Source organism: Micromonospora sp. DT15, assembly GCF_049841475.1.
In the GTDB taxonomy this organism is placed as follows: Bacteria; Actinomycetota; Actinomycetes; order Mycobacteriales; family Micromonosporaceae; genus Micromonospora.
This window is the reverse complement of record NZ_JBNCKJ010000011.1, coordinates 186,047-197,759: the sequence shown is the minus strand read 5'-3', so window position 1 is coordinate 197,759 and position 11,713 is coordinate 186,047. Positions and strand designations below refer to the sequence as shown.

Genomic DNA, 11,713 nt, shown 5'->3' with positions numbered 1-11,713 from the left:
GCTGATGACGCTAGGCGGGAGCCGTGACAGGAGTCAAGTTGCTATTCGCTCATGACACCGAATGTTCGCTGATCGCCGCAGCGGCGCTGGTCAACACCGCAGGTCGGGACGGTGAGTTGCTGCCCGACATCGCGGCGCTGGACGCGTTCTTCATCCGCCACTCCTACAGTGGCCGGCACGAGCACACCGAGGCCGAGCTGCGCGCCGTACGGGAGCTGCGGCCCCAACTGCGCCGCATCTGGCACGCCGAACCACCCGAGATCGTCGCTGTGGTCAACGGCCTGCTTCTGGAACACAAGGCGCTGCCTCAGCTCATCGAGCACGACGACGAGCCGTACCACCTGCACGCCGTTCCCCGCGACGCGCCGCTGGCGACCCGGATCGCGGTCGAGGCAGCCATGGCGATGGCCGACCTGGTCCGTAGCGGCGAGTTGAGCCGATTGCGGATCTGCGAATACCCGGACTGCGACAACGTCGTCGTCGACCTGTCCCGCAACCGCTCCCGGCGGTTCTGCGAGGCCGGCTGCGGCAACCGCGCCGCGGTGACCGCCTACCGCGCCCGCCGGGCCGCCGGCCGCTCCTGACCGATGGTCGCCCACTCCTCGGCCCGCACCTCGTACTCCACCTCGCCCTGCTCGGTGCCCGGAATCGGGTGATCCCACTGGAGGTGGAAGGTCCGCACGTAGTGCAACCCGGCCTTCACCATCACCCGCCGGGAGCGTTCGTTGACAGTCATCGTCTCGGCCCAGACCCGGCGCACCCCGACGGCGTCGAAGGCGTACCGGACCAGCGCCCGCGCCCCCTCGGTGGCCAGCCCTCGCCCCCACGTCGGGCGGCGCAGCCGATAGCCCAACTCGGCCTCGGTGCCGTCCGCCGACGGGTCCAACGCGAACCAACCCAGGAACTCGCCGGACGCCCGATCATGCGCTGCCCACCGGCCCAGCCCGGGATGCCTGTCGTACTGGGCCAGCAGCCTCGGCAACTGCTCGTCCCGCACGGTTGCCGGCGGGGTCGCGACGCCACCGGTGAGAAAACGCATCACCTCGGGGTCGCTGTCCAACTCGACCAGCGCGTCCACGTCGGCAATCGTCAGCCGCCGCAACCGCAGCCGCTCGGTCCCCGCCGGCACACCCACGCCATCGTCACCCATAGCCCGGATCATCCGTCCCGCTCAAGTCCCCGTCGACCCGTTTACCAGGGCCAGTTGTGCGGAGAACCCGACCGCCGTCGCGGGCCAGGCGGTCGTGTCAGCGCGGGGGCGCGACCACGAAGAGCCGCCAGGAGTACGCGTCGACAACGAGCACGGGCCCGTCCGAGTCCTTGCTGTCTCGCACCCCGACCACCTCCCCAAGATTCGTAGCCACCTCGACACAGTTGGCGTCCTGGTTGCTGCGGCTGCTCTTGCCCCATCGAGCACCGGTCAACTCCACGACTCGGCCACCTCGTTCATCAACTCGATCGACGCCTGCGGAGGCAGGGCTTCGCCCAAGGTAGCCTCCCAGACCCGCTGCAACCGCAACAGATCCTTCGGCTGGTCCAGCTCCTGGCCGCGGACCTGACAGTCCAGGTAGGCCACCTCTGTCCCGTCGGGCAATGCGGCGAGCGCGAACTGCCCACCGAGCCCCGGATACTCCTCGGCGGATCGCGGCACCACGTGCAACCGAACCCGGGGGTGCGCGGTGGCGATGCCCGCAAGATGCAGCGTCTGGTCGCGCATCACTTTCCGCCCACCCACCCGTCGTCGCAGGACGGCCTCGTCCAGCACCGCCACTATCTGCGGCGCACGCTCGCTGTGCAGCACGTCCTGACGCTCCATTCGGGCGGTCAGTCGCCTGTCGACCTCCTCGGGAGCGAGCAGGCCACCTGCCTCGAAGACAGCCCGCGCGTAGTCCTCCGTCTGGAACAGCCCGGGCACATAGCGGGGTTCGTACCACCGGAGTGTGCGAGCCTGCTCGAAGATTGCCTGCCAGCCGCGCAGCCAGGGTTGCGCGCGGTCCAGGCTGACCAGTTCGGTGGACATCCGGCCGAAGAAGCCGCCGGTGTCGAGGGCCCGGTCGACGAGTTCCAGGTACTTGGTGGTGGGCACCTGCTGGCCCAGCTCGACGGCGCTGACCATCGACGCCGAGTAGTTGACCGCCTTGGCCAGCTCATCCTGACTCCAGCCGCGCCGAGTCCGTGCCCGGCGCAGCTCCGCGATCAGGAACGCCGCCGCCGTCATCTGTCCATCGGCCATGCCGTGCCCACCCTCCACCCCGCCGACGACCATTTCCAGCCGGCCGCCAGCGGCGGTGCCACCCAGAACAGGGCGACTATGACGACGCGGCCAAACCCTTCCGACCGTAGTCGCCTGATCACCAGACTGTGAAGTGCGGCACCGCTCCCCGTCCCCCGGGATCTGCCGGCGCCGCACGGGACCGCCCGCTCCCCCGTGCCGGGCGGTCCCAACCCCACCGAAGCCGACCGATCCACCAAGATCGCGCTCGATCCTGGAAACAGTGGTCTCCTGGCGCGCGAAGGCCACTACATCCAGGATCGAGCGCGATCTTGACACGAGCAACGCAGCGCAGAGCGGTCAGCGCAGTCGGCGCAGCGCGGCACCGTCGGCGCGGCCAGCGCGACGCCGGCCGGCGCGGGTCAGCGCGACGCCGGCCGGCGCGGTCAGCGCGACGCCGGCCGGCGCGGTCAGCGCGACGCCGGCCGGCGCGACACGGCCGGCGCGACACGGCCGGCGCGACGCAGTCAGCGCGACGCGGCCGGCGCGAGCGGGGGGGTGATGTCACGAACGATTCAGCTCCAAAGGAGGACCCCACCATGCCCCGGAGCACCCTGGGCGGGCTCACCACACGCTCCTGCCGGCCGCACCTGCCGCTGCGCCCACTCTGGCTCTGCCGGGTCTGCGCCGCGCCCTGGCCGTGCCCCATCGCCCGACTTGCTCTGCGGCAGGAGTACGCGCACGACCGGATCGGGCTGAGCATCTACCTGTGCACGGTGCTGCACGAGGCGGCTCACGACCTGTACCTACTCAACCCGCACGACGGCCCCGACCCTGCGGCGCTCTTCACCCGCTTCCTCGGCTGGGCGAGACCGCGACACCTGTACTGAGCAGGCCAGAACAGGTCAGGGGTGGGTCATCCGGAGCAGGTCCAACGTCTCGTCCAGTTGGGTCTCGGTGAGCTTGCCGGAGTCGACGTGGCCCCGGGAGATGACCACCTCGCGGATCGATGCCTGCTTGGCCAACGCCTCCTTGGCGATCGACGCGGCTTCGTCGTACCCCAGGTAGCGGTTGAGTGGGGTGACGATCGACGGTGAGCCCTCGGCGTACGCCAGGCAGACCTCGGCGTCCGCGACCAGGCCGACCACCAGCCGGTCGGCGAAGAGCCGGCTCACCGCGGAGAGCAGCCGGATCGACTCCAGCAGGTTGCGGCCCATCACCGGGAGCATCACGTTCAGCTCGAAGTCGCCCTGTGAGCCGGCGAAGCCGACTGTCGCGTCGTTGCCGACGACTTGGGCGCAGACCTGCCGCATCGCCTCGGCGACGACCGGGTTGACCTTGCCCGGCATGATCGACGAGCCGGGCTGGAGGTCCGGGATGCGTAGCTCGCGCAGACCGGCGCGGGGACCGGAGCCCATCCAGCGGATGTCGTTGGCGATCTTGTAGAGGCCGATCGCCACGGTCCGCAGCTGCCCCGAGGTTTCCACAAGCGCGTCTCGCGCGCCCTGCGCCTCGAAGTGGTTACGCGCCTCGCTCAGCGGCAGCCCGGTCGACTCGCGCAGCTTGTCGATCACGGCAGCGGCGAAGCCGAGCGGGGTGTTGATCCCGGTTCCGACGGCGGTGCCACCCAGGGGCAGCTCGGCCAGTCGGGGCAAGGAGCCCTCCAACCGTTCGATGCCGTAGCGGACCTGAGCTGCGTACCCGCCGAACTCCTGGCCGAGTGTGACCGGGGTGGCGTCCATCAGGTGGGTACGCCCGGCCTTGACCACCGTCTCGAACTCGGCGGCCTTCGCCTCCAACGCCGACGCGAGGTGGGCCAGCGACGGCAGCAGATCCTCGACGATGAACTGGGTGGCCGCCAGGTGGATCGAGGACGGGAAGACGTCGTTGCTCGACTGGGAGGCGTTGACGTGGTCGTTCGGGTGCACCGGTGAGCCCAGCTCCCGGGTGGCCAGTGTCGCGATCACCTCGTTGGTGTTCATGTTCGACGAGGTCCCCGAGCCGGTCTGGAACACGTCCACCGGGAACTGGTCGTCGTAACCACCGTCGGCCACGTGCGCGGCGGCGGCGGCGATCGCGGCGGCCACGTTGGCGTCGATCACGCCCAACTCGCCGTTGACCTGGGCCGCCGCGCCCTTGATCTGCGCGAGCGCCTTGATCTGGGCCGGTTCGATGCCCCGGCCGGAGATCGGGAAATTCTGCACCGCGCGTTGGGTCTGTGCCCGCCACAGCGCCTCGGCGGGCACCTCCACCTCGCCCATCGAGTCGCGTTCGATGCGGTAACCGGTCGCCTCTGGAGTCGTCACGCGTACCATCCTGCCGCGCCCGTGGCCGACTCGCAGATGATCGGTCAGCCCAACTCGGCCAGCAGCCGTTCCACCTCGTGCTGCTCCGGCGACTCGATCTGGCGGAACAGGGACAGCGCCCGGAGCCAGTGCGACCGGGCCGCCGCCGGGTCGGTCTCCCGCAAGCAGCGGGCGATACCGTCCAGCGCCCCGGCCTGTTCGTGCCGGGCGTCCATCCGGATGGCATCGGCGAGCACCCGCCGGTGCAGGTCCAGCGCGCTGGCCACGTCCCCCTGGTCGAGGAGAGCGCGGGCCAGCAGGTTGCGCGACATGCTGGCGGCAATGCGGTCCCCGGACTTCGTCACCGCAGCGAGCGCCTCGCGGTGCAGCGTCGCGGCGGCCTCCGGCCGGCCCATGATCCGCTCGATGGTGCCCAGCTCGTTGAGGACCTCGCCCTCGCCGAAGCGGTTGCCCTGCCGGCGCTTGAACGTCAACGCGAGCCGCAGGAACCGGCGCGCTCCCGAATAGTCGCCGAGCCGGGCCCGCACCGCCCCAAGGTGACCGAGGGCGTTGCACAGGCTGTTCATGTCGCCGATCTCGCGGGCCAGGCGCAACTGCCGCCGCGAGGCCAGCCGGGCCTCCGCGTAGCGACCCGATGCCAGCAGCAGAAACGCCTGATTGTTGAGCATCGCGATGACCTCCGCCGGCTGGTCACCGCCGGAGACGAGCGACAGTGCCACGGCGGAGTGGGTCATGGCGGGAGCTAGCTGCCAGTTCGCGCCGTACGCGACGGCCAGATTCCGGCGGACCGTCGCCTCACCACGCCGGTCGCCGAGCCGTTGACGCAGTCGCAGCGCGACCTCCATCAGCTCAATGGCCTCCGGGTACCGCCCGAGCCGGAAGTAGCCCGAGGAGAGGTAGTTGCGCACTGTGGCGATGGCTCCCGCGTCGCCGAGCTGCTCGGCGGCGCGCAGCGCGACGGTGTGGGTGTCCACCAGCTCGTCCAGGTGACCGTGCCTGAACAGATAGAACCAGGATGTGCGGGCCAGCTGCCAGCAGCGTTCCAGGTGCCCCTCGTCGGCGGCCAGCCGCACCAGCGCCGGAAGCGCCGCGCGGTTGGCGTCGAACCAGGCGGCACCATCCGAGACGGACGCCCGCACCAGATCGGCTCGGGGAGGTTCCGGCAGCACCAGGGCGGATCGGCTGGCCACCGGCTCCATTCGACTGGAGATGGCGTGGGCCACGTGCAGGTAGTGATCAAGGAGTCGGACGGTGGCGGCCGTCCGGCTCGCTGCGGTCTCGCTGGTCCCCAGCAACTGCCGGGCGTACTCGCGCATCAGGTCGTGGAAGCGGAAACGGCCGGCCTCGGGCTCGTCGACGAGGTGCGCGTCGACGAGACTGTCCAGTAGGTCCTGGGCGTCCGGCAGCGGCAGGTCGGCGACCGCCGCCGCCGCCCGATCGTCGAAGAAGCCCTCGGGATGCAGCGCCAACAGCCGGAACATCCGCTGTTGGTCGACGTCGAGCTGTGCGTACGACAGAGCGAAGGCCTGCCCGACGGAGCGTTCGCCGGCCGACAACTCGGTCAGGGTGTCCCGTCCGGTGGCGAGCCGGTCCGCCAGGTCGCGGACCCGCCACCGAGGCCGGTGCGCGAGTCGGGCACCCGCCAGCCGGATGGCCAGCGGCAGGTGCCCGCAGCGGGTGATCACCTCGATGGCCGCCTCCGGCTCGGCGTCGACCCGGTCGGTGCCAACCACCCGTCCGAGCAGTTCCACCGCCTCCTCGGGGTCGAGCACGGCCAGCGACGACGGCTTGCCACCGTCCAGACCGGTGAGCCGGCGGCGGCTCGTGACCAGGGTGAGGCTGTCCCGACCGCTGGGCAGCAGCGGTGCGACCTGAGCGGCGCTCGCGGCGTTGTCGAGCACCACGATCGCCCGGCGTCCGGACATTCTGCTCCGCCACAGGGCGGCACGTTCGTCGGTGTCGGCGGGGATCCGGTCACCCGGAACACCGAGCTGACGAAGCAGCGTGGCAAGGGCGACGGCGGGTGGGATCGGCTCCCGATCGCTGTGTCCGTGCAGGTCGATGAAGAGATGCGCGTCGGGGTAACGGTCCGCGAGCGCGGTGGCGACGTGCACGGCCAGCGTCGTCTTCCCGCTGCCCGCCATGCCGTCGACGAGCTGGATCCGGGCGTCGTCTTCCTCGATCTCCTTCACCAGCCGGGCGAGCGTCTCCTGCCGTCCGATGAAATCGTCGATCGCCCGGGGCAGTGCTCGGACCGGGGTGAAGGTCCGCTCCTCCGAGCCGCCGAGTGCCAGGTCACCGGCGAGTACGCGTTGGTGCAGTTCCTGAAGCTCGGCACCGGGTTCGATACCCAGCTCGTCGGCGTACAACCGCCGGCCCTCACGGTAGACGGCGAGCGCGTCGGCCTGCCGACCGACTGAGGACAGGGCGAGCATCAGTTGGCCACGCAGACGCTCCCGCAGGGGATGCTGGTCGACGGTCTCGGCAAGCTCCTCGATCAGTTCGGCGGCCCGCCCGAGGCGCATCTCGACGTCGACGCACTCCTCCAGGGCGGTGAGGCGCTGCTCGTCGAGCGCCTGTGCGCGGCGGCGGACGCTGCGGCTGGGGATGCCGCCGAGCGCCGGCCCTCGCCAGAGCGCCAGGGCCGCCCGGAACAGCTCACTCGCCTTGTCCTCCCGGCCGGCCGCGACGGCGGTGCGGGCCGCCTCGACCGTACGCCCGAAAACCTCGGCGTCCAGGACACCCGGGGCGGTCCGGACGCCGTACCCGACGGGATCGGTGATGATGGTTTCCGGTGCCAGCCCCAGCTCGGTGAACCGGCGGCGCAACCGCGACACGCAGGTCTGCAACTGGGCCCGGGCGGTGGCTGGGGGATTGTCCTCCCACACGGCGTCCACCAACTCGTCGACCGGCACGAGGCGGCCGGCCCGCAACAGCAGCGTGGCGAGCACGATCCGGTCGCGTCCCGCGGTGACAGTGGACTCGCCACCGCCCACCCGCAGGGGCCCCAGGATCCCGAAACGCATCTACTCCCCCGCTTCACTGTGCAACTTCCAGCAGCGTAGTCCCGGTGTGACAGTTCGCTTCGGTCAGGCGATAGCGATCTGATAGCGGATCAACAGCGGTGCTCAGCACACTCACTGTGGGTTGTCGGTGACGGCATCCGACGGGGGCGGTGCGCCCGTCCCACCCCCAGCGGGGCGGGCGTACCGATGTCGGCAGAGCACGGGCGACAGGACGGGCGCCGGGCGAGTTCGCCCGGCGCCCGTTCGCGTACCTGTCGGGTCAGCGGCGGCCGACGGTGAGCACCGGCTTGGTGACCTCGGCGAAGAAGTCGTTGCCCTTGTCGTCGACCACGATGAAGGCGGGGAAGTCCTCCACCTCGATCTTCCAGACCGCCTCCATGCCCAGCTCCGCGTATTCGAGGACCTCGACGTGCTTGATGCAGTCCTGGGCGAGGCGGGCTGCGGGGCCGCCGATCGAGCCGAGGTAGAAGCCACCGTGCTGCTGGCAGGAGCGGGTCACCTGACCCGACCGGTTGCCCTTGGCCAGCATCACCTGGGAGCCGCCGGCGGCCTGGAACTTCTCCACGTAGGCGTCCATCCGGCCGGCGGTGGTCGGGCCGAACGATCCGGACGCGTACCCCTCGGGGGTCTTCGCCGGGCCGGCGTAGTAGACCGCGTGGTCACGCAGGTACTGCGGCATCGGCTCCCCGGCGTCCAACCGCTCGGCGATCTTGGCGTGGGCGATGTCCCGGGCGACCACGAGCGGCCCGGAGAGCGAGAGGCGCGTCTTCACCGGGTACTTCGACAGCTCCGCGCGGATCTCGTCCATCGGCCGGTTCAGGTCGACCCGGACGACCAGCTCGGCGTCCAGCGCATCGTCGGTGACGTCGGGCAGGAACCGCGCCGGGTCGGTTTCGAGCCGCTCCAGCCACACGCCCGACGGGGTGATCTTGGCGACGGCTTGGCGGTCCGCCGAGCAGGAGACGGCGATCGCCACCGGGCAGGACGCGCCGTGCCGGGGCAACCGGACCACCCGTACGTCGTGGCAGAAGTACCGCCCACCGAACTGCGCGCCGATGCCGAAGTTGCGGGTCAGCTCCAGCACCTCCGCCTCCAGCTCCAGGTCGCGGAAGCCGTGCGCGCTCATCGAACCGGCGGTCGGCAGCGCGTCGAGATACTTGGCGCTGGCGTACTTCGCGGTCTTCAGCGCGTACTCGGCGGAGGTGCCGCCGATGACGACGGCCAGGTGGTACGGCGGGCAGGCCGCAGTGCCGATCAGCCGCAGCTTCTCCTCCAGGAACTGCATCATCCGCGTCGGATTGAGCAGTGCCTTCGTCTCCTGGTAGAGGTACGACTTGTTGGCCGAGCCACCGCCCTTGGCCATGAACAGGAACTTGTACGCGTCGGGGTGCCCGTCCGGGTCCTCGGCGTACAGGTCCACCTGGGCGGGCAGGTTGCTGCCGGTGTTCCGCTCGTCCCACATGGTCAGCGGGGCGAGCTGGGAGTAGCGCAGATTGAGCTTGGTGTACGCCTGGTAGACGCCCCGGGAAATGGCCTCCGCGTCGGCACCGTCGGTCAGCACGTGCCGACCACGCTTGCCCATCACGATGGCGGTGCCGGTGTCCTGACACATGGGCAGGACACCACCGGCGGCGATGTTGGCGTTGCGCAGCAGGTCCAGCGCGACGAACCTGTCGTTCGGCGAGGCGGCCGGGTCGTCGATGATCGCCCGGAGCTGCGCCAGGTGCGCGGGGCGCAGGAAGTGCGCGATGTCGTGCATCGCCTCGGCGGTCAGCGCGGTGAGCGCTGCCGGTTCCACAGTGAGGAACCGACGGCCTCCCGGGCCGTGTACGACGTCCACGCCCTCGTCGGTGACCAGGCGATAGTCCGTCTGGTCGGGACCGGTCGGCAGCAGAGGGGCGTACGAGAATGCGGCGGCACTGCTCATGAGCGGCAAGCCTAGGGCAGACCGGTCGATCACTCCCACCCGCCGGGCGGGTCCTGGGACGCCGCTCTCATCCACCGGGCGCGCCGGGCCCGACCGCCATCCGGATCATGAGGCGGACGGCCCGCTCAGCCGTCCTTGCCGCCACCCGGGTCGGGGCAGAGTTCCCGCTTCGGCCCGCAGTCGTCGTCGTTGTCCGGCCCGCCGGGGCCGGGGCCGCCCGGCCCGGGATTCCCACCGTCGTTGGGAGGTCGGGCGGGCGAGTTTCCGGACGCGCCGAAGCGGACGTACCCGATCTCCCGCCCCTCACCGATGATCATGCCCTGTGACCCGACGGCGAGGGCGTTCGCCGAGGTACGCAGAACGGCCAACTCCCGGCCGGTGCGCGGGTCCAGTGCCGCCAGCCGGGACGGCTTCTCGTCGGCCACCACCGCCGCGTACGGGGTGAGCGCGGCCCCGGCCTTGCCGCTGGCCTGCCGCGTCCAGAGCACCTTCTCGGTGCCCAGCTCACGGGCGATGACCGAGCGTTTGTCGGCGGCCCGGAACACCGCCGAACGGTCGTCCACCGCGATCAGCTTGGTGCCCGGCTCACCGACCCAGAGCAGCCGGCCGTCGTACCCGTCGATGACGGTCTCGCGGCCGTCCGGGGCGACGCCGATCAGCACGTTGCGCGCACCCTGCGGGTCCTCGCGTTGCACGCAGCCGGCGGAGTCGGCGGTGCGCAGGTTGATGCCGGCCCGCAGCCAGGCCTCCTGCCCGGTCGCGGAGTCCCGGGCGGAGATGGCGAAGTAGCAGGTGCCGTCCTGGGATCGGGCGGAGATGCGCAACAGCCGGCCGCCCACCACGGAGAGCCGTTCCTCCCGGCCGGGCTCGACGTTCTGCAGCACCCGGCCGGTGGCGGTGTCGACCACGTGGACCCGACCGTCGACCGGGAAGCCCAGCAGCGGAGGTGCGGCTTCCGCCCCGGCCACGCCGTCGTCGATCCGGGTGGCGGTGAGCCGGCGGGTGCCGCGCAGACCCGGATTGTCGGCGAGCAGGCCGCTGTGCACCCCGGGCAGGAAGGCCGTCCAGAGCGGCGTCGTGCCACGCGGGTCCCAGGCGCTCAGGGTGCAGTCGGTGGCGTCCGTGCAGCTGGCGTCGAGGAGCAGGTTGCGGTACGTCCAGACGGCCACCGCGTCATCGTCACGCCGCCGGGTCACCCCGGTCGTAGGGTCGAGCAGCTCGTACCCCTTGACCAGGAGCTTGCCCACGGCCACGACCGGATCCCGGTCACCGCCCGCGACGGCCGCCCAGTCCGCCTTGCGCTCCCAGAGCTGGGCGCCGGTGGCCAGGCTGCGGGCCTCGACCCGGGTGCGCTGCTCGACCACCACGGCGTCGCCGGCGATGGTCACGCTGCGCGGAGTGCCGCCGACCCGCTGCTGCCAGACCACGTCGGGCTCGGAGATGGGTTCGCTGCGGTCCACCCAGTCCCACAGGCCGGGGAACGGGTTCCACACGCCGGTCGCGGCGAGCGCGACGACCACGGCGAGGCCAAGCAGCAGCCCACCGCGCACGCTCCCCTTCGCCACCCGCACACCGTAGCCACGATCACGGATCTTCCGTACGCCCGCGCCGCCGTGTCGCCGCGCTTTCTGCGCTCGGAGGTGTTACAGCGCCCTTCCGTCCAGCCGAACAGCGCTGCGCACCAGCGGAAGCGTGCGGTAGGGGATCTGCTCGGCCAGCGCGATGATCGTCGAGGCCCGGGTGATGCCGGCGGACGAGACGATCTGGTCGATGACCCGTTGCAGGTCGGTGTTGGACCGGGCCACGATCCGGCAGAGCAGGTCGCTGGAGCCGGTGATGGTGTGCGCCTCCAGCACCTCGGGGATGGCGGCGAGGTGAGCGGTGACCGGGTCGTGACCGTGCCGCTGAGTGATCTCCAGGGTGACGAAGCTGGTCACCCCGAACCCGATCGCGGCCGGCGCGATCTCGGGGCCGAAGCCCCTGATGACCTGCCGCTCGACGAGCTTGTCCAGCCTCGCCTGCACGGTGCCCCGGGCGACCCCGAGCCGCCGGGAGCACTCCAGCACCCCGATCCGCGGCTCCTCGGCGAGCAGTTCGATCAAGCGCACGTCGAGAGCGTCCAGCTGTACATTCTGCTCACCATTCATGAGTGACAACCATACCGAATGCGCAACCTGACCAGCATTTCTGCCAACAGTTGCCCACTCGATGCCGGGGCAGCGATCCTCGCCTCAAGAACCGA

Annotated in this window: 10 protein-coding genes; 2 read left to right on the top strand and 8 right to left on the bottom strand. The window is 70.8% G+C overall.

The window, feature by feature from the left end:
• Positions 1-38 precede the first annotated feature (38 nt).
• Positions 39-584: a CGNR zinc finger domain-containing protein gene (locus ACLQ3F_RS24105; protein ID WP_357193857.1), complete on the top strand. Its 546-nt coding sequence runs from the start codon at positions 39-41 to the stop codon at positions 582-584.
• Here the strand turns inward: ACLQ3F_RS24105 and ACLQ3F_RS24100 are convergent.
• The 3 genes from ACLQ3F_RS24100 to ACLQ3F_RS24090 form a co-directional block, all read right to left on the bottom strand.
• Positions 551-1,150 carry a GNAT family N-acetyltransferase gene (locus ACLQ3F_RS24100; protein WP_425851534.1) on the bottom strand — a complete coding sequence of 200 codons (600 nt, stop codon included), beginning with the start codon at positions 1,148-1,150 and terminating at the stop codon, positions 551-553. The two genes, ACLQ3F_RS24105 and ACLQ3F_RS24100, sit on opposite strands and share 34 nt — an antisense overlap.
• A gap of 97 nt (positions 1,151-1,247) precedes the next feature.
• Positions 1,248-1,430: a DUF397 domain-containing protein gene (locus ACLQ3F_RS24095; protein ID WP_425851532.1), complete on the bottom strand. Its 183-nt coding sequence runs from the start codon at positions 1,428-1,430 to the stop codon at positions 1,248-1,250.
• The gene (locus ACLQ3F_RS24090; RefSeq protein WP_425851530.1) at positions 1,421-2,233 is read right to left on the bottom strand and encodes a helix-turn-helix domain-containing protein; all 813 of its coding nucleotides are present in this window, start codon (positions 2,231-2,233) and stop codon (positions 1,421-1,423) included. Before ACLQ3F_RS24090 ends, ACLQ3F_RS24095 begins: the two co-directional genes overlap by 10 nt.
• A 578-nt stretch (positions 2,234-2,811) precedes the next feature.
• Here ACLQ3F_RS24090 and ACLQ3F_RS24085 point away from each other — a divergent pair.
• Positions 2,812-3,102, top strand: a complete 291-nt coding sequence (locus ACLQ3F_RS24085; protein WP_355005909.1) for a hypothetical protein — start codon at positions 2,812-2,814, stop codon at positions 3,100-3,102.
• A gap of 15 nt (positions 3,103-3,117) precedes the next feature.
• On the opposite strand, the gene ACLQ3F_RS24080 is transcribed toward ACLQ3F_RS24085, so the two are convergent.
• From ACLQ3F_RS24080 to ACLQ3F_RS24060, 5 genes are all read right to left on the bottom strand, one after another.
• Positions 3,118-4,527, bottom strand: coding sequence for a class II fumarate hydratase (locus ACLQ3F_RS24080; protein WP_357193844.1), 1,410 nt, complete (start codon positions 4,525-4,527; stop codon positions 3,118-3,120).
• A gap of 35 nt (positions 4,528-4,562) precedes the next feature.
• Positions 4,563-7,544, bottom strand: a complete 2,982-nt coding sequence (locus ACLQ3F_RS24075) for a BTAD domain-containing putative transcriptional regulator (RefSeq protein WP_425851528.1) — start codon at positions 7,542-7,544, stop codon at positions 4,563-4,565.
• Between the two features lie 259 nt (positions 7,545-7,803).
• Positions 7,804-9,471 (bottom strand): fumarate hydratase, encoded by a 1,668-nt coding sequence (locus ACLQ3F_RS24070; protein ID WP_387352035.1) that lies wholly within the window; start codon positions 9,469-9,471, stop codon positions 7,804-7,806.
• Between the two features lie 125 nt (positions 9,472-9,596).
• Positions 9,597-11,042, bottom strand: coding sequence for a PQQ-binding-like beta-propeller repeat protein (locus ACLQ3F_RS24065; protein WP_425851527.1), 1,446 nt, complete (start codon positions 11,040-11,042; stop codon positions 9,597-9,599).
• Positions 11,043-11,114: 72 nt separating this feature from the next.
• Entirely contained in the window at positions 11,115-11,618 is a 504-nt protein-coding gene (locus tag ACLQ3F_RS24060; RefSeq protein WP_425851525.1) for an Lrp/AsnC family transcriptional regulator, read from the bottom strand.
• Positions 11,619-11,713 lie beyond the last annotated feature (95 nt).